This window comes from Vibrio sp. Isolate32, from assembly GCF_022397955.1.
Lineage (GTDB): Bacteria > Pseudomonadota > Gammaproteobacteria > Enterobacterales > Vibrionaceae > Vibrio.
Genome location: NZ_JAKEUQ010000048.1, coordinates 1 through 17,883, shown reverse-complemented (window position 1 = coordinate 17,883; position 17,883 = coordinate 1). Strand labels below are relative to the sequence as shown.

At 43.8% G+C, this 17,883-nt stretch carries 12 protein-coding genes and 5 pseudogenes; 8 read left to right on the top strand and 9 right to left on the bottom strand.

Annotated features, from left to right (window positions below; all coding sequences use genetic code 11):
• Positions 1–241 precede the first annotated feature (241 nt).
• Together L1D11_RS21390 and L1D11_RS21385 are read left to right on the top strand one after the other, a co-directional pair.
• Positions 242–1,120 (top strand): annotated as a pseudogene (locus L1D11_RS21390) (PLP-dependent aminotransferase family protein); the annotation flags it as partial.
• Between the two features lie 258 nt (positions 1,121–1,378).
• A pseudogene (locus tag L1D11_RS21385) lies at positions 1,379–1,763 on the top strand (CAI-1 autoinducer synthase); the annotation flags it as partial.
• A 234-nt stretch (positions 1,764–1,997) separates the two neighbouring features.
• Here L1D11_RS21385 and L1D11_RS21380 read toward each other — a convergent pair.
• From L1D11_RS21380 to L1D11_RS21365, 4 genes and pseudogenes are all read right to left on the bottom strand, one after another.
• Positions 1,998–2,153 (bottom strand): annotated as a pseudogene (locus tag L1D11_RS21380) (GyrI-like domain-containing protein); the annotation flags it as partial.
• Between the two features lie 10 nt (positions 2,154–2,163).
• Positions 2,164–3,942 (bottom strand): ABC-F family ATP-binding cassette domain-containing protein, encoded by a 1,779-nt coding sequence (locus tag L1D11_RS21375; protein WP_239834603.1) that lies wholly within the window; start codon positions 3,940–3,942, stop codon positions 2,164–2,166.
• A 311-nt stretch (positions 3,943–4,253) separates the two neighbouring features.
• Positions 4,254–5,069 (bottom strand): TauD/TfdA family dioxygenase, encoded by an 816-nt coding sequence (locus tag L1D11_RS21370; RefSeq protein WP_239862777.1) that lies wholly within the window; start codon positions 5,067–5,069, stop codon positions 4,254–4,256.
• Between the two features lie 465 nt (positions 5,070–5,534).
• Positions 5,535–7,127, bottom strand: coding sequence for a S8 family peptidase (locus tag L1D11_RS21365; protein WP_239862775.1), 1,593 nt, complete (start codon positions 7,125–7,127; stop codon positions 5,535–5,537).
• A gap of 475 nt (positions 7,128–7,602) precedes the next feature.
• On the opposite strand from L1D11_RS21365, the gene L1D11_RS21360 reads away from it, so the two are divergent.
• Positions 7,603–8,004 (top strand): ACT domain-containing protein, encoded by a 402-nt coding sequence (locus L1D11_RS21360; RefSeq protein ID WP_239834349.1) that lies wholly within the window; start codon positions 7,603–7,605, stop codon positions 8,002–8,004.
• Between the two features lie 27 nt (positions 8,005–8,031).
• Here L1D11_RS21360 and L1D11_RS21355 read toward each other — a convergent pair whose 3' ends face one another.
• On the bottom strand, positions 8,032–8,925 hold the full coding sequence (locus L1D11_RS21355) for a LysR family transcriptional regulator (protein ID WP_239834348.1): 894 nt from the start codon (positions 8,923–8,925) through the stop codon (positions 8,032–8,034).
• Between the two features lie 101 nt (positions 8,926–9,026).
• Between L1D11_RS21355 and L1D11_RS21350 the strand changes: the two genes are divergently transcribed.
• Positions 9,027–9,950, top strand: coding sequence for an alpha/beta fold hydrolase (locus L1D11_RS21350; RefSeq protein WP_239834347.1), 924 nt, complete (start codon positions 9,027–9,029; stop codon positions 9,948–9,950).
• Between the two features lie 62 nt (positions 9,951–10,012).
• Here L1D11_RS21350 and L1D11_RS21345 read toward each other — a convergent pair whose 3' ends face one another.
• Positions 10,013–11,899 carry a methyl-accepting chemotaxis protein gene (locus L1D11_RS21345; protein WP_239834346.1) on the bottom strand — a complete coding sequence of 629 codons (1,887 nt, stop codon included), beginning with the start codon at positions 11,897–11,899 and terminating at the stop codon, positions 10,013–10,015.
• A gap of 316 nt (positions 11,900–12,215) precedes the next feature.
• Between L1D11_RS21345 and L1D11_RS21340 the strand changes: the two genes are divergently transcribed.
• The gene (locus L1D11_RS21340) at positions 12,216–12,917 is read left to right on the top strand and encodes a YafY family protein (protein ID WP_239834345.1); all 702 of its coding nucleotides are present in this window, start codon (positions 12,216–12,218) and stop codon (positions 12,915–12,917) included.
• 77 nt (positions 12,918–12,994) lie between these two features.
• Positions 12,995–13,354 (top strand): VOC family protein, encoded by a 360-nt coding sequence (locus tag L1D11_RS21335; RefSeq protein ID WP_128160951.1) that lies wholly within the window; start codon positions 12,995–12,997, stop codon positions 13,352–13,354.
• Positions 13,355–13,410: 56 nt separating this feature from the next.
• Here L1D11_RS21335 and L1D11_RS21330 read toward each other — a convergent pair whose 3' ends face one another.
• Positions 13,411–14,127, bottom strand: coding sequence for a DUF1826 domain-containing protein (locus L1D11_RS21330; RefSeq protein WP_239834344.1), 717 nt, complete (start codon positions 14,125–14,127; stop codon positions 13,411–13,413).
• Positions 14,128–14,272: 145 nt separating this feature from the next.
• On the opposite strand from L1D11_RS21330, the pseudogene L1D11_RS21325 reads away from it, so the two are divergent.
• Both L1D11_RS21325 and L1D11_RS21320 read left to right on the top strand, forming a co-directional pair.
• Positions 14,273–14,817: pseudogene (locus tag L1D11_RS21325) on the top strand (YceI family protein).
• A gap of 310 nt (positions 14,818–15,127) precedes the next feature.
• Entirely contained in the window at positions 15,128–15,826 is a 699-nt protein-coding gene (locus L1D11_RS21320; RefSeq protein ID WP_239834343.1) for a VC0807 family protein, read from the top strand.
• Positions 15,827–16,013: 187 nt separating this feature from the next.
• Here L1D11_RS21320 and L1D11_RS21315 read toward each other — a convergent pair.
• Together L1D11_RS21315 and L1D11_RS21310 are read right to left on the bottom strand one after the other, a co-directional pair.
• Positions 16,014–17,217 (bottom strand): annotated as a pseudogene (locus tag L1D11_RS21315) (IS4 family transposase).
• Between the two features lie 451 nt (positions 17,218–17,668).
• On the bottom strand, positions 17,669–17,883 hold a 215-nt coding region (locus tag L1D11_RS21310; RefSeq protein ID WP_239833600.1), incomplete at its 5' end, for a transposase domain-containing protein.

Below are 17,883 nucleotides of genomic sequence, written 5' to 3'. Positions count from 1 at the left end.
TACTCATGGATAGCCTCGGCCTCAAGACCACAAGGGCATTTTGCCTCAGAGTTAGGTTTAAGAGTCAGGGTAATAAGTGATGCTGTCTGGTGAGACTTTACTATTTTAAAGCCTTCCCAGAATGAAGATAGGAAAGTATGATTCGGCATGGAAACGGTAGTTTGTGTATGATTTTTGTTTGGCGACTAAACCATATCACTTACTACCGTTTTTTTTTGTTTTTAGTTCCCGCTAATCCGCGATGAACCCAATAAAAGCCGCTCTTGAATCATGCACCAAAGAAGGCGATACCATTGCCATTAGCTCACCATGTTTCAACGGAATACTCGAATTACTTGGCAAGATGTCGCGTAAGATCATCGAGATCCCATCTCTAGATGACGGTGTAGACCTACAACAGTTAGAAACACATCTCAAAAGCAAACGCGTCGATGCCGCTATCTTCTGTACCTCGCATATGAACCCACAAGGGATCAATATGTCTGCTAGCCAAAAGCAGAAATTGGCGGCATTGGCGAATGAATATCGAGTGCCGATCATTGAAGATGATGTGTATCTAGAACTCTCTTATTCTTCGCACACGCCACTGCCTGCCAAATACTATGACAAAGGTGGTTATGTTTTATGGTGTGGTTCTGTCTCGAAGAGTTTATCACCAAGCTACCGTTTAGGGTGGTGCTTGCCAGGAAGGTATATTGATGAGTACAAAGCGCAGTTTTCTTCTGCAAGCTACGGCGTTGCCCTTCCTACTCAGCTCGCTGTCGCTGACTTTATTGAATCTGGTCAATACGCAAAACACGTTCGAAGAAGATGTGCTCAAATTCTCTCTTTACGCCAGCAATACCTGAGTTATTTAACTCAAAACCTTCCTGATGACGTCAAAATAAGCAGCCCACAAGGTGGCATGGTACTTTGGCTACAGATCCCTAACCTCAACCATATCTCGTTTGCTCAAGCGGTTTCTGAGAAAAAGATTGATATTCGGCTTGGGCATCTGTTCAGCACTTTTGATCTCTACAGCAACTGCTTACGCATCAACTTTGGTTATGCGCTAGAGGGAGAGGCCAAGCAACAATTGGATGACTTGATTAAACTTATCCATCAATGTGTGACCGGTTAGCGTTTTCTCAGAGCTTTCTCTCACAGGTTTGATTCTTAGTCCCTTCATCGTTATTTGTTATAAAAAAGACGTTTATTACTCTGATTTGAACGGGGCTAAAGCCCGTTACCGTAAGGAAATCCACTCACCTTAAAACCCTTAAATGTTGAGTTTGCAAGGGTGTGCCCATTTATGCAACTTAGCTAATGACACCTCATTTTTTGTCTTCAATATACACCCGTCAGCGCTGGCGTTATCCCGTATATGAAGAGAATAATTATGAGTGATAAAACCAAAAACAAACCACTACCTTCCTTTATTGAAGAACGCTTAAACCATTATATTGAAGATCTCATTACCCAGAACGAAAGCCAAACACACTTAGTTCTGGGTAAACGTCCTAGGCTCAATTCAGTTGTAATGCAAAGCAATGATTACCTCACACTATCGCACAACAAACAGATTCAACAAGCCCACCAGCAAGCGATTGGTGAACATGATGACAATGTCGGCTATTTTTTTGCAAGACGAAGATTCAAAACCCGCTTTTGAAAATGAGCTAGTGAGCTATGTAGGAATGGAGAGCTGCTTGCTGTCTCAGTCTGGTTGGGCGGCGAACATCGGCTTACTGCAAACCATCTGCCCACCACAAACCCCTGTGTATACGAAATTCTTTATTCTCTAAGCCCTAACGTTTACTCATTTTATGAGTCAGTTTTTATTCTTATAATATTCGGGGGATTATATTACACATCACCTCCGAGCAGTGAGGTTTGAATCAAATATATACACGCTTTTGCATTTAATCTGATTCCAACCCAACCACCAAATACATGAAAGCCTCGTTAATACGAGGCCTCATATTGATTTCATTTCTTTTTATCTGCGATACATAAAGCTAGCGTATCGGCAAGTAGATGTTAGTGAGTAAATCACATTCATCCACCTCATGGACTAGATTCGCGTACTGGAAAAAGCATGGGAAATCTCTCATAGATTCGCCACTCTTTGGTAACCACTTCTAGATATTGAGCACTGTTATACCCAGTTCATTACAAGTCGGGCTAATTCAGTTCCAACATGTCATTAATCCGAACTATTTCTTGCTGCCATTTCATTTGCAGGTCAGGCTTCTGATGCTTTGCTTTACGAGCTTGATCTTTACTGAGCAATTCTTCGAGCTCTAATAGCCTTTCTAAAAGGCCCTCTTCATCATATTGCGACTGCTGATGATCAGTTTTAGACAGCTCAGAACCTGAATCGACACAGACTGTAGAGTTAGACTGAATCGACACAGAGCAAGTTTCCACGTTATTGCCTTGATGGCTGACAGACATCGCCTCATACACCGTATCTAAGTAAGTCATTTCCACAAGTTGACCGTCATTGATGTACCAGAACCGATTGCATGATTTTTCGATCAGCTCTCGATCATGACTGACCAACAGTAGCCCCCCTTCGAATTGAGTCAAGCAATTCGCTAGCTCTTCCTTACCTTCAATATCAAGGTGGTTCGTGGGCTCATCCAACAACAGGAAGTGATACTTCGCTAGCGATAGCCCAACAAACAGCAGTCGAGAACGCTCTCCACCACTCAGCTCTGCGATCTTTTGCTCGTGTCTTTCATAGGAAAAACCCGCGCTAATCAAAGCCATTTTCCTAGCTTCCTGAGAAACAGGATAAAATGAGTAAAGTGAATCTATTAGTGAATGGTCATCACGTAATTGGTGCAAGCTTTGGTCGTAATACCCGACTTCAGCATTTGGGTGAAAATAACCATTATCTCCAAGTTGAGACGCCTTATAATTCGCCCACAGTACTTTCAGAAGCGACGACTTACCTGCCCCATTTTTGCCTAGCACAGCAACACGGTCACCACTCTTTATCTGCTGGAACAGCACTTCAAACAGTGGCGCTTGGTCGTCAGCGGCGGTAATTGGCACCTCCGACAATTCAAGTAGTCGATTGGCTTTCATGGATTCACCGGACAAGCTCAGTGTCCATGGTTCAACGGAATCTAAACGTGTCATTGTCGAGCGTAACCCTTCGGCTCGCTTTTCCATGCTTTTTGCTTTTCGTGACAGACCTTCATTGTCAAAGTCACGTCCCCAAATCGCTAAACGATGAGCGCTCTTTTCGATGCGATCGATCTCTTTCTTTTCTGCTTGTTGCCTTTCTGCATCCGTTCGGTCTTTATCTTCCAATGCTTTTCGAGCTTCGGTACACTTTTGGCTAAAGCTAAGTATCCTTTTGTCACGTAACACCCATGTAGAATCGGTGACATGGTCGAGTAATCGTTGATCATGCGAAACCATGACAAACGTCCCTCTCCAATCTTTCAGAAACTGCTCTAGCCAAAGTAATGTCGGTAGATCTAAGTGGTTGCTTGGTTCATCGAGTAACAGGACATCCGGTTCAAGAATCAATGCTCTCGCGACTAACACTCGCGCGTATTGACCGCCACTTAAAGTGCCTATCGGCTGGTTCCAATAGCTTTCATCAAACCCTAAATTAGAAAGAGTAATTTGCGCACGCCACTGTTCTGTTTGCTGCATGTTTAAAGGAAGGTTATCGGTTACAGCATCGAGCATTGAGAGGCTTAACAGTCGCTTAGGTAAGTGTTGCTCAATCAAGGCAACGACGGCATTCGAGGCGAAGGAAACATTCCCAACAAAGTCAGGTAACTCTATGTTTAACAGACGTAATAAGGTGCTTTTGCCACAGCCATTACTGCCAATAAGGCCAATGCGGTCACCTTTCTTAATCGTAAAGGAGAGCCCATCAAATAGTCGGCATGATGTTAGATCGTAAGAAATGGATGATGTAGATATTAATGTAGTCATTTGTTTACTCAAGTTTCAAGCGCAACAAAGCGCTGTCGTCATTCGCTGACAACAACCAAGTAAACTAGAGTGAAGAAACTCTATTGAAGGTTATATTGAAATGCTTCGCTCAAGTTTTGGTTATCGCAGCACGATAGTGTTAAAACTTGAGTTTTGGTCGTACCAAAAAATATGCGCGAAGTTAAATTCACACACTTTCATAAAAATCCTCCTTATATTTGTCTTGAGTTGAACATTAGCGCTAAAAATAAATCACATTGATCGATGAGTCAAAATATTTAGGTGCTTCGACTTGTACTTGATTTACAACCTTAGGTCACTGTTACTCGGTGCATTTTTCTTGGCGTATCACCGTAATCAATCACAGCATAATGCTGAGTGACTCTGTTGTCCCATATCGCCATTGAGCCCTTGCTCCATTTGAAACGCACTTGATACTCTGGTCGTCGTGCAATTTCAAATAGCTGGCTAAGTAGTGCATCACCCTCTTCACGCTCAAGCTCATTGATGTAACGGGTAAATTGCTCGTTGATATATAGCGTCTCTTTGCCCGTTTCTGGATGAACTTGTACTAAGGGATGCTCCACTGGCGGATTTTCTTGCGCGGTTTTCAGCAACGACTTATGCCAATCTAGCTCGATTTGCTCCGATTCAATACCCTCAAACGCAACTAACGAATGCGTTGCCGATAAGCCTCTTAGCTTGTCTTTCATGCTTTCATGTAATGAATCAAACACTGCGGTCATCGAACACCAAATCGTGTCGCCACCGACATCCGGTACATGTTGAGCATGTAATAACGAGGCTTTAGACGGAAGCTTCCGCCAGGTTAAGTCGGTATGCCAATAGCTTTCCATTGCCGCATTACCTCGAGTGGTTTCTATCACACTGACTTGCGGGACTTGTTCTATACGCGGAAAGAAAGGATGAGCAGGTTCAAGCTCTCCAAACCGTTTTGCAAGCGCTAAGTGTTGTTCAGGCGAGAGGCTTTGCTCATCCACGAAAATGACTTGATAAGTAACAAGTGCCTGGTACACATCATCGAGTTCACTCTCACTGCAATCCGAAAGATTTAATCCATGAATACGAGCGCCAATGTGAGGGGTAATGGGTTCAATTTTCAACATACTTTCGCTTATCGGTTAAGAGTTATTAAGGGGAGCCATTGAGCTACTCGTTATTAAACCGGACAGAAACGATTTTTCTTTCCTGACGACGCAACATAAAACGCGTTCATTCGAAAAACAAAAGAAAAGAGCCCCTACACTGGAGCTCTTTTTGTTTGTTGATACTTCCTGTATCCGTAGACAAGTCCAATCTGTAGTACTTTCACCGAAAGCCAGATCATCGATATCTCCAGTTGTTTATCACTAATAAATCTAGCATACAAATTTCAAGTTTTTCTGAGACGTAACCGAAAGTTCGTTTAAGTAGCGTCAATTCCTGCTTATCAATCTAAGAAAACAACGCCATATCCTTTTCTTGCCTGCTACAAACCCAAAAAGCCCACAACAAGGTGGGCTTTGGCTATCTGGCTTCTAAACTTACCAAACTAGTGAGTAACTTTTTGAAACCATCATTCAAACCTAAGCTTAAAAGTTTGCTTGGAGCGTCAAACCACTGTAAGCCGAGTATGCATTCAACATAACGTGGTATCTTCCGCTTTGGGTGACATTCACCGTACAAGTCTCGCTGTTGCCCGATCGGTAAGGTCGGCAGTCCCACCTACTAAGCGTTGGCTTATCCCCGAAACGAAGATACAGATCCGCATCGCCTGTGCCACCAATGGTGACCACTGTCAGCTGTTGGCCCTGTTCTAAGTCCATGTAGAAGTAGTCCTTTTGTCCTCGGCTGCCACTCAGTCCATTAACCGGCACGCCAGAAACTAGTTTCCCATCTGGATCTGGACCAGGTGTTGGACCACCGCAATCCGGTTCACAACCACTATCAGTCAAACTATACAGCAGTTTATTGGTGGTTCCTCTTGTGTCAGAAACCTTATTCTCCGACGCTCTTGAGTTCAGTAACCCTACGAGTTGAAGCGGTGTTAAGCCGTTGTTTTCCTGTAAGTACAAGGCTGCAACGCCGGCAACATGTGGCGTCGCCATGGAAGTTCCGCTAATTGTTTTATAGCCGCCATCATACCAAGCAGACTTAATTTGAGATCCCGGCGCGAATAGATCAACACAGCTGCCCCAATTTGAGAAACTAGAACGCGAATCAGAACTGGTTGTTGAGCCCACCGTTACACCACTTGCTACACGAGCCGGCGATGAATTACACGCATCGGCATTAGAGTTACCCGCCGCCAACATAAAGCTCACTCCGGATTGAATTGCACCTTGTACCGCACTATCCAATGCAGTTGAACGCCCGCCACCTAAACTCATATTGGCGACTGAAGGCCCTGATGCATTTTGCGCTACCCAATCCACACCAGATATCACGCCAGATGTAGTTCCTGAACCCGAACAGCTAAGTACTCTTACCCCAACAATGTTAACGTTTTTAGCCACACCGTACTGGCTGCCGCCAATCGTTCCTGCAACGTGGGTACCATGCCCATTACAGTCACTCGAATCAGCATCGTTATCCACGAAATCATAGCCAGAAACCGAGCGACCGCCGAATTCCTCATGATTATTATTAACGCCCGTATCAATCACGTAAGCCGTTACGCCAGATCCATCAAAATTGGCATTATAGTTTCGGTCCAAAGGAAGACTTCTCTGGTCTATTCTGTCCAACCCCCAAATCGCGTTACTTTGAACGGCTTCATTTGAAACAACAGGCTCGATACTGAGGATTTGGTCTTGTTCAATGTATTCAACGCGAGAGTCACGTCTGAGTTGCTTTAATTGAAGTGCGTCTAGATTTGCCACAAAGCCAATAATGGAACTATCAAAAACATCGTCAGTTTTGATTGAAAACGAATTGGCCATCCGACCCACCGTTTGTTGAGTGAACTGCTGTAATCCAACCGCATCATTCATTAGCATCTGCGGTTGTTTCAATACAACAATATAGCGATCGGTGATCGCATCATCTGATGCAGCCAACATCAGTGGAGCAATAGGTTGTTGTGAGTTTTCAGTCGAATTTAAAGCAGAATCTTGAGCCAAACTTGATGCGGAATAAATACCAAATGTGGCTGCAATACAACAACTTAATACTTTCTTTAACATAGCTTGTTCCTTGATATTTTAGGTTTGTTGGTTGTTACCTACGACAAACACGAAAATGCAGACAGCTAGCGTTATACGCTCAATACGTGAAGCAACAGTGTTACAAATTCAACGTAAGACAGTACGAATGAGATTGCTTATTAATTTGCATTCATCGCACTAGGAACTTCGAGTTGGGGCAAACTATTTTGAAAAGCTTATGCAATCACATTTTATATAATTTGATCAAAAGCTCTAATTTTAACAAAAGTCGAATAGTTGGATAAAAATGGTGTATGTAAGAGGAATAATCTTCACTATTGACATATCACACACCAAAAACCCCGAATAAACTAAAAAATGTAGCATCAAAATTACAGCCGATTAGTCATTCTTATAGTGAATAAATATTATTAATTGTACTCGCCGACAGCTTATCTCTATCTTGGCTACATTACCCAACACCATAAACCAACACGATTACACAAGGAAAACGATGACCGCCATTACCGATTTAGACATTCTGTTAAAGTCCATGTCACCTGAGCTCATTGAAGATGATTATGTTTTTTGTACGGTAGAGGGAAGACTAGCCGACTATGTCCACCTCAATCCGATGGCGACCTTTCGAGAAAAAGAAGGGTTAACTTTAGTACTAACAAAAGAAGTGGCGACTCAAGCGCAGTTAAGTTTCGACGGTGTGTTTAGCATGATCACTTTATCGGTACACTCGAGCCTAGAAGCCGTAGGGCTGACAGCAGCCTTTGCAACTAAACTTGGCTCTTACGGCATCAGTGCCAATGTGATTGCAGGCTATTATCACGATCATATCTTCGTCCAGAAGCACAAAGCTGATCAAGCCATGAGCGCACTTCGAGAATTCTCAGAAGCGAACTAGCAGAAGCTAACTAGTAACATATGCGATCTAAGTAGATGAGTTCGCTCGTTCACGTATAAAGCTGACCAAGAGCTTGGTGAGATGCGTGTGATAACTCATTGACCGATAATGGATGTAAATCGTTAGTGGGGCTAGTTGAAGGTCTAACTTTTGTTCAACTAACGTCCCCCGCTCTAACTCATCTCGACAGAATTCTCTTGGTAACGCCACAAAACCTAACCCTTTGACTGCGATAGCTTTAGCGATAAACCCGCCATCAACATTGATGCCTGATTTAATGGTCACGTTCTTCAAGTCTTCTGCATCACTAAATACCCAGGGATTACCAGCAAAAGCTTTGTAACTTGAAATACAAGGCATTGCGGACAGCTCCTCAACTGTGGTCGGTGAGCCATATTCCGCCAGGCAAGATGGCGAAGCTAAAACCGCACTCTCCCATTGACACAATGCCCGTGAAACCCAGTCACGATCATCAAGTGAACCTCGCTCAAAACTAATAACGATATCAGGATCGCTGTTTAACGCGCTTTCTATCGACGTACTGTGTTCGCAAAACAGAGAAACATTGGGGTAGCTAAGAGCAAAATCAGCGAGAACATCACCAATGAAAGGGATGTCTGGTGAGCTAACGCGAATACTGCCTTTCATTGACTCCGTTGAAGTGCTGACATTTTGCAGTGTTTGGCTCAATTGACGAAGAGGCTCTCGGATTTCGTTGTAAAGCATTTCACCGGCCGAAGTTGGCGTCACCTTTCTGGTTGTCCGGTAGAACAATTTATTGCCAAGCTCAGCTTCAAGCTGTTGAACATGCCTACTTACCGTTGAGCTAGGAATTAGCAAGCGTTCAGATGCCTTTACAAAGCTGCTCTGTTCAAAGACACAAATAAATGAGTTCAACCAAGCATTATCGATTCTTTCCAATTAATTATCCCACATCTACCAATACTGAATCTCATATTAGCCTATTTTTCAGGATTATTTATCACGATAAGGTACAGAAAATTCGCTAAGGAGAACAAATTATGACAACAAACCAATCGAAAGTTTTTGAGCGCGATGGATACCAACTCAAAGTAGAGCAGCATGGTAAAGGCCCGAAATTATTGATTATTGGCAGTGTTGATTATTACAAAAGAGTGATTCCAACAAGGCTTCACGAACACTTTACTTGTCTGTACCTAGATCATCGAGGCTTTGCTCAAACCGTAAACGACAAGCAGAACAACACCATCACTCTGGACATCATTTCCAAGGATATTGAAGCTATCTGCGACTATTTCAATATTCGTAAAGCCAGTATTCTGGGGCATTCCGGACACGCGTACATGGCACTTCATTTCGCGAGTTTGACCGATATTCAGATTGATAAAGTGATGGTTGTAGGCGCTCCGCCAAACCTATCGGAGGCGATGAAAGCTAAGCAATTCCTTTACTGGGAGAACAATGCCTCAAACGAGCGAAAGCACCTTTTGAAGCAAAGCCTTGGAAAGCTTGAACACGATATAAACAGAGAACCACATAGGAAGTTTGCGCACTTGTGTCATAGATTAGCGCCTATGCGTTGGGCAGATCCCGCCTTTAATGAGCTTCCTCTTTGGGAGCAAATTACAACCAATACGACTGTACTGGATTCACTCTGGGGTGATGCTTTTGGCAAAGTAAACCTCGCTACGCTGCCCAATGCTAACCATCTGGATGTTACTGTCGTCATTGGTGAGCTTGATTTCAGCATCGCACCTTTGGATACGTGGTTGCCTTTAAAAGAGACATTTGGCTCGCTTGAACTAGTGGCGCTTAAAGGTGTATCTCATACTCCGATGTTCGAAACACCCAAGGAGTTTGTTGAGCTAATGTGTCATCACCTACTAGGTTATACCAACGACCTGTCTAACAGACATTCGAAAATCAGACGACTGCAATTCGCAAGCACAAAAAAAGCGACGTAATGTACGTCGCTTTGGTATATTGCTTAATGTTCATTTACTGATCAGGCATCAGAAAAAGAACATTAAGCAAGCTTAAAAGTCGCCACTTTGTCACTTAAACCAGCGGCTTGGCTCTTAAGTTCATTCGACTCAGTTAAACTGTCCTGAGCACCTACCACCAAGTGGTCAGTCACATCTTTAATGGTCGTAATATTCTGAGTGATCTCACCTGTCACATGGGTTTGCTCTTCTGCTGCAGTCGCAATTTGAGTCGCCATGTCACTAATCAAGGCAACAGACGTATTGATCTCTTCTAGCGCGAGAGAAGCTCGGTCCGCATCTTCTACAGAATGCAGTGCTAGCTTAGAGCTCGTTTCCATCAGCTCAACGGCTTGTGCTGTTGTACGCTGTAGAACATCGATCGTTGCCTTGATCTCTTCCGTTGAAGAGTGAGTGCGTTGAGAAAGCACACGAACTTCATCAGCTACTACGGCAAAGCCACGACCTTGCTCACCGGCACGAGCGGCTTCAATTGCAGCATTCAAAGCAAGCAAGTTCGTTTGTTCCGCAATGCCTTGAATGGTGGCTAATACGGTCGAGATTTCTTGAGCGTGTTTATTCAGATCGCTAATCACACTGCCCGCTTCGTTCACTTCATTCGCTAGGTTGTTAATCGAACCTTTAGTGTCGACAACCAATGCATGACCGCTGCTGGTGCTCGCCGCTGAGTCTTGCGCCGCTTTTGCCGTTTGCTCTGCATGCGATGCGATCTCTTGCGTTGCACTCGCCATTTCAGTGACTGCCGTTGCAACCATGGTGATTTCTTGCTGTTGATGGTTCAGCTCATTCACCGAAAGGTTTGCACGTTGCGCACTCTGTTCAGATTGGCTATTCAACTGCTCCGATTGGCTACGGATATGACCGATTAGCTGCTGCAAGCTACCAACAAACGTATTGAAGTTCTGAGCAAGCTCGCCCACTTCATCTTGATTATCAACATGAATGCGTTGAGTTAAGTCACCACTGCCGTTCGCAATTTGCGCCAGCGCTTGAGACACATGATTTAGTGGACGGAATAGAATGGTACAAAGTAAGTTAAATAGTACCGTACAAACCACAACCACTAGCAATGTCACCAACACTTGACCGATAACTGCGTCAAAGAGTGGCGCCACTAAAGAGTCATGATTCACCACGCTAATCGTAATTAGATTGGTTCCATCAATTGCGCGCGCATACAGCACATAGTCGGTACCTTTCAACTCAATAGAGATGTCCTTACCGCTTACCAATGCCTTTTGCACATCTGAAAAATTCAAACCAAGTGAACTGATATCTTTGTTCAGCAGCTTAGTGTCTGCATGCGTGTAAACCGTGCCCTTGTTGGTCGCGATAAACATGTAACCTTCACCAGGAAGAATGACTTGCTCAAGGCTATTGAGAATATCGGTAATTTCAACATCCGCGCCCAATACAACCTGTTGGCCATGCAGTTGCATTACCGTACCCAGCGATACTACATTCGCTCCCGTTGCAGCCGCAACCGTAGGGTTGTCCATGAAAACCTTACTTGGATTAGCAACCGCATTGGTATACCAGCCCCACAAACGAGGATCATCATTTCCCGGTGGTAGTACGACCCCGTTGGCATTTTCTTGTGAGCCATCAGGATACGCCAAGAAGACATTATCAAAAGAGCCGGAATCGCGAACCTGTTTAAGGTGAGTAACCAAGCTCTCTTTTTGGGACTCTTGAGACAGAGAAGTGAGCGCACGCTCTTTGGATAAGATCCAATCCGATACGTATTGATTGTATGAAGCCGATGCGCCTTCTAAACGCTGTTCAACTTCTGTGTCCAAGCGCTGCAATGAAGCACGAAATGAAAGTGCTTCAACCAAAATCCCCCCCAGGATGATGGCCAGACTGGCAGAGATCGCCAGCTTATTCTTCAGTGAGAGTTTCTTTAACATAGGAAACCTATAATTTTTGTATAAATAGCGCCGAAAACAGGACCGTTCCCACGCTGCAAGCAAGCTGATATATTTTACACATTAAAATAAATTATAAAATGCCCTAAGCTATTGTATTTAAGGTATATGTGAGCCGAAAGATAGATCCAGATCAAACCAAAAGGTCGAACGTCATACGCTAAGGCTCCCATATTAATTCATCAGTATCATGTGATTGGTAAATGCCACGCCTATTGCTTCATCTATCACAATCAAAATAGCGTTCACCCTATCATTCGATTAATCTTATAAGTCGTTATGTCCATAGAGCTTTCTTATGTCTCGAAGCCAACGCCTCTTTGATTTGCTTCAATTATTGCGCTGTCACAAATATCCCGTGCCTGCCGATCACCTTGCTCAAGAACTGAATGTCAGTACACGTACCATCTATCGTGATATTGCAACACTACAAGCACAAGGCGCGGAAATCGATGGAGAAGCTGGTGTGGGCTACCTGCTCAAACCTACCTTTACCCTGCCACCAATGATGTTCTCCTCGGAAGAGCTAGAAGCGTTGCGACTCGGCGCAGAATGGGTCGCTAAACAAGCGAATGGAGAGTTCAGTGAATCAGCTAGAAATGCGATTGCCAAGATCTCGGACGTGCTCCCTTCAGGCCATCAAGCTAAACGCAGTGAAGATGTCATTCGTGTTGCTTCAATTATTGAGGTTGCAGACTTAGGTTTTGATCTGTCGGAGATAAAGTTAGCGATTAAGCAACAGAACAAAGCTCGAATTCAATACACAGACGCCAAGGCAAAAGTCAGTTCTAGGGTCATATGGCCTATGCTGATCGGAGTATTTGAAAACTGTTATGTATTGGTCGCCTGGTGTGAAACACGCAGCGCCTATCGAAACTTCAGACTCGATAGGATTAACCAATGGGCCAAGCTGGAAGAAAAGTATTCGAAGTCACGGAATAGCTTACTCAAAGAATGGCAAAGCATGGAAGGAATTACAGACAAAGTGATTCGCTACTGACAAAAACTGTCACTAGTTAGGGATATATTTCTGTGGTCCAAAGAAACACAACACCAGATAACCTAACTAGGAGAGCTATGTTTACTATCGATTCATTTGTCCTTTATGTCACTGACATTCACCGTAGCATGGATTTTTATTCCAAAGCCTTTGATTGTGAGCCAACACTGCTATCACCAACGTTTGCAGCGTTAACTTTTGCAAGCAACGTGAAGATCACCCTCAAGCAATCTGATGCTTTAACGCCAACAAGCAAAGTAACTGGTGGCGGCACTGAGCTATCGATAGCATTGACAGATAAACAAGCTCTGGAAAACCTCTATAAAGAATGGAGAGCGAAAGGAATCCAGTTTGAACAAGCACCAGAAGAGTCCGTGTTTGGTATCAACTTTGTCGCGATTGACCCAGACGGCCACCGCATTCGAATCTTCGCCTAAATGAAAAAGAGCAAGCGACACGCTAGTTGCTTGCTCATCTCATCAGCCAAAAAGAACTAACCGAAGTCTATGGTCAGTAACAGTCGAGCTTCTTCAGATGAAGTGACAGGCGAACGGTGGACAAGGCCTCTGTTTTCATTACCGCTCCAACGCTCTCCTTTCAATAACGCCACATCACCAGCGGCCATTTGCTGGATGTCAGACTCGTCATTGTAGAGGCCAGATGCTGAATCTGGCTGGCCATTACTTCCACGACCTAATTTAGAACGGTCAACCGCATCGTTCTCTATCCACTGAGTCGCAATACCATGATAGGTTGTCACTAATCGGCAAGGTACTTGGTCAAAATGAAAGCGAGGACACATTGCCTGATTCAGTACAGCCAAGCGCAGACCAACTTCTTCAAGCTCAAACAAGCAACAGAACATGTCCACCAGCTCAGCCATGTTTTCTAGCAGGGCTTTTGAAGCCGTTCCGTCTGTAGCGAACTCCAATTTGTCGAAAGCGTTTGCAGGTGACACGCTAACAGACTTACTAAAATTTGAGTTAGCCGCGATAAACTCATTTATTTCAGCCACCAAGCTCTCATCAAAGTTACGCTGCCATATCGCGACATTGATATCATCTTGGTAAATGTCAGCCAACACTGTCGGGGATGGATCAGCACTACAAGATGGATTTCGGCCCTCCTGCCCTTTGTGAGTCAGCACTCCATCAATGCTTGACGATTGATTACAACTCGTTGTCAAAGGTTCAGCTAAAACGGCATTCATTATCTCATCTCCTTGCTGCGTGCTCGTATTCTCTAGAGGCAATATCTCTGTTTGCCAAAATAACAAATTAAGGTAACGTTATAACATAACAATGCACATTCAAACAACTCAGGAGATCATGGTTCCATAAGTACCAATATGACCTGTGTGCCCCCTACCGAATTTAGCGCAGTCTTTTGCAGAAAGCGGCTACACATTAGATCCGAAGCTTTCGAATGTCACATTCGCAACCATTAAGAAGAGTTCGTTGTTGAATCCGCTTCCATCAAGCCTTCGTCAGGCGGACTTACCGAAGATGGGAAATTTTCAATCGTGTTGGACTTGAAGAGTATTAGCACAGGTGTGTCTATTCGTGATCAAAGGTTAAACGAGCTGTATTTTGAATCAATGAACTTTCCTGAAGTTAAGATCTCGGGATCGGTTGAGCCTTCGCTGTTAACAGGTGAACCCCAAAATACGACGATAGCAGCAGAAGTGACTCTGCATGGTGTAACCAAAACCATCGATTTCCCAGTCATAGTCGTACCCTCTGATGGTTTTGTCATGGTGAATTCAACTTCGACCATCATCGTCAATGGTTCAGATTTTGGTATTTCGACAGACAATCTAAACAAACTTTCGGCAACGGTAGGCGGATTAGCGCTTTCCGATAAGGTGCCACTCAACTTCAACTTAATGTTCGATAAATAAAGGTCGATTACAGAGTGAGTTAACACGAGTCCAGACACTCATAGGGGAATCACAGCGTTACCCTATGAGTGTGCGTAAAGTCCAAACCTCCACACACTCCCCTACGAAAGTCCAATCAACCACTCGGAAGCGGCATAAAAAGACGCCGCGCATAACGCATTTATGATGGCTAATTAGTCCCCTTGGACCTGAAAAGATGTCGTTGGTGTCACATGTCGTTACATAGCATGACCCCTTTAGGCTTTACATCTCAGGCGAGGTAAACAACAATCCCTGAGAATAAATCCATAACACAATGTATTTAGAGATTATGAGTAACACTGAAAACAAAAAATCGAGCCCTCTTTTTGAAGTCGTATTTAACGTCCTTCTTCCGTCATTCATCCTAATGAAGTTCAGCGGAGAAGAGCACCTCGGAACTGGCTTAGCACTGCTTGTCGCACTCGCCTTCCCTATTACTTACGGTGGTATGGAGTTAACCCGCAACAAGAAGTTTAACTTCATCGCTGCACTTGGCTTTGTCAGCGTGTTACTAACTGGTGGCATTGGTTTCTTCGAACTAGATACGCGTTGGTTAGCTCTAAAAGAAGCCTTAATCCCTGGCTTAATTGGTCTGGCGGTACTCGGTTCTACCTTTACTCGCTATCCATTCATCCAAAAAGTGATTTTCACGCCTGCATTGCTGAACATTGCTCTAATTGAAGAGCGTTTAAAGCAATTTGGAAACCAAGCTAAGTTTGATCGTTGCCTAATGACGTCAAACTACATGTTCGCTAGCACGTTCGCATTCTCTTCTGCGATGAACTATTTCCTGGCGACTTGGATTGTTACTAGCCCTGCTGGTACTGCGGCGTTCAATGAAGAACTCGGTAAATTGACTCTATATAGCTACCCTGCAATTGCGATTCCAAGCCTGCTTATGATGCTAGGTATTTTTTACTACATCTGGCGCCAAGTTCGCGACATGACCTCGCTAGAGACCGAGCAGATTTTCGTCACCAATAAATAATATCACTCAATTCCGCTCGAACAGCCTATCCCAAAGCCCTGCCTTTCGCTGGGCTTTGCTGTATCTGTCACCAAGTAAAACGAATAAGTCGGGTTGAAGATAATTGGCTAAATGATGACTACTCCAATCCATCAAGATCAAGACGTACTGATAGCCCTTTTTCTATTTGTATTTAAGGCTAAAAAAATCAACAACTTGCAACAAAGTGGTGTTTGAATAGATTTTGAGCAAGCATGGTTGCAGCTACGAGCAAGTCTTCCCTCGTTATTGCGTAGCCAGAATGCCGCAGAACTTCCATACCGAAGCGCACTATTGAGAGTACATTTCGATTACTGACTGTGTTAGCTTGGTAGTGCTTGCCCCAACCTTGTTTCTGAGCATGAACGCCCGCAGCCAAAGTGTCATTTGAAGCATTAGGGCAATTAGCAGCATGATATCAAAACGCTTTGAGCTGCTAGTTCGGCTATGGCGTAGGCCTAGTCCGTATGCAGAACTTTTCAAGTCTCGGAAGGTCTCTTCAATCTGCATTCGTTTCGAATAGATCCTAACAAGTTGTTGGGGTGTTCGGATTTCAACAGGTAAGTTAGTTGCTAGAACCCATGGCTCCTTTGCCGACGCTGAGTAGATTTTAGGTGACGGGTGATGACAATTAGTCCGTGTCGAGCGCTGATTTCTTCGGCCTTTAGGGCGAGATTTATACAATAGGATTTGGCATGAGATTGGGTTGCTTTTAGTCAGCCTCTTATAGCCTAAAGTCTTTGAGTGACTTGATGATATATCGTGTAAGCTACTGATAGGTTACAGTTTTCCGCTCCTAGGTCTGCATGTTGTACTTTTCCTCTTACTCGACTTAACCAGTACCAACCAAACTTCTCAACGGATTTATACCATGGAACTTTAAAGCCAGCATCACTGACAATGAGCGGCGTGGTGTTACTCGGTAGAATGCTTGCAAGGTCGGCTAGAAATTGGTCATGAGCTTTCTTTGAACATTGCTCTGAAAGCGGGAACGCTTTCTCATAAAGAGTAACAGAACGACCGTGTAGTGCGACTGAAGCTCGCAATACCATAAGCCGTTTTTGCTCACGAATATCAGACCAGTCAACAAGTACAATGGGCATCGTATTGCCCGAACAGATAAAGCTAGCATGCCAACGGTATACAGCGAGTCGCTCTTTGTGGAGGTGACGATTACCTAACGATCGGTCGATTCGTTTGATGTTATGTTTTGTTCTGGCTTTCGTTGGCAGGTTACGACCAAGCTCGGTAAGAGTAAGCGTTTTACATTCAAGCAATGCGTGGCAAGCTAGCGTTAAACTGTTAAGTCGTTTTACGTGCAATTCAGGGCAGAATTGGTAAAGAGAGTCGTGTAAAATATCGAGTTCGCACATCTTGTTGTCTGATTATTGATTTTTGGCGAAACCATTTGATCATATGACAAGATGTGTATCTACCTTAACTCAATGATTTTTATCTAAATCATTAGGGGATTCCTCTGAGCTACGTCCTTTATATGAGCATTTGATAAGGCTAGCTTATAAGATGAGAGGGTGGGAGTGATAAACATCACATTAATAGGGGTTGTAGATTATTCATCCAATGTTAGGCTTTATATCTTATTTTTATAACCAAAGAATAAGATATAAAAATAATTAAACTCTAGTATATTGATAAAATCAAAAATATTACTTTGCATGACAATACTAACTTCTCAATTAATTCTGCCCAATCAATTTATCTGACTCAACAAAAAAAGTTCTTCACTTCTTCACTTCTTCACTTCTTCACAATAGTTGGTTTGTATTTTGCGTATGCGCCCCATGAACCCACGGGGCGGTGTTGTTAATGTTTGAAGTTCCAAGGTAGGAGCGCATCGATATCAGGTTCAGCTTTCGCGAGCTCTTTCATGCACTTGACTATGTAGTCGTAGAGGATAAGGCCGTTGGCTTTCGCTGTCTCGACGATGCTGTAAAGCATCGCGCTCGCATCAGCACCATTTGGTGTATTTGAGAAGAGCCAATTTTTTCTTCCAATGACCAGCGGTTTAATGGCGCGTT

What these genes read in the sequence shown, in the direction of transcription:
- L1D11_RS21350 (WP_239834347.1), top strand. Translation starts at nt 9,027, where the DNA reads ATGACAACAAACCAATCGAAAGTTTTTGAGCGCGATGGATACCAACTC.
- L1D11_RS21370 (WP_239862777.1), bottom strand. Translation starts at nt 5,069, where the DNA reads ATGTTGAAAATTGAACCCATTACCCCTCACATTGGCGCTCGTATTCAT.
- L1D11_RS21340 (WP_239834345.1), top strand. Translation starts at nt 12,216, where the DNA reads ATGTCTCGAAGCCAACGCCTCTTTGATTTGCTTCAATTATTGCGCTGT.
- L1D11_RS21335 (WP_128160951.1), top strand. Translation starts at nt 12,995, where the DNA reads ATGTTTACTATCGATTCATTTGTCCTTTATGTCACTGACATTCACCGT.
- L1D11_RS21345 (WP_239834346.1), bottom strand. Translation starts at nt 11,899, where the DNA reads ATGTTAAAGAAACTCTCACTGAAGAATAAGCTGGCGATCTCTGCCAGT.
- L1D11_RS21365 (WP_239862775.1), bottom strand. Translation starts at nt 7,127, where the DNA reads ATGTTAAAGAAAGTATTAAGTTGTTGTATTGCAGCCACATTTGGTATT.
- L1D11_RS21330 (WP_239834344.1), bottom strand. Translation starts at nt 14,127, where the DNA reads ATGAATGCCGTTTTAGCTGAACCTTTGACAACGAGTTGTAATCAATCG.
- L1D11_RS21375 (WP_239834603.1), bottom strand. Translation starts at nt 3,942, where the DNA reads ATGACTACATTAATATCTACATCATCCATTTCTTACGATCTAACATCA.
- L1D11_RS21320 (WP_239834343.1), top strand. Translation starts at nt 15,128, where the DNA reads ATGAGTAACACTGAAAACAAAAAATCGAGCCCTCTTTTTGAAGTCGTA.
- L1D11_RS21360 (WP_239834349.1), top strand. Translation starts at nt 7,603, where the DNA reads ATGACCGCCATTACCGATTTAGACATTCTGTTAAAGTCCATGTCACCT.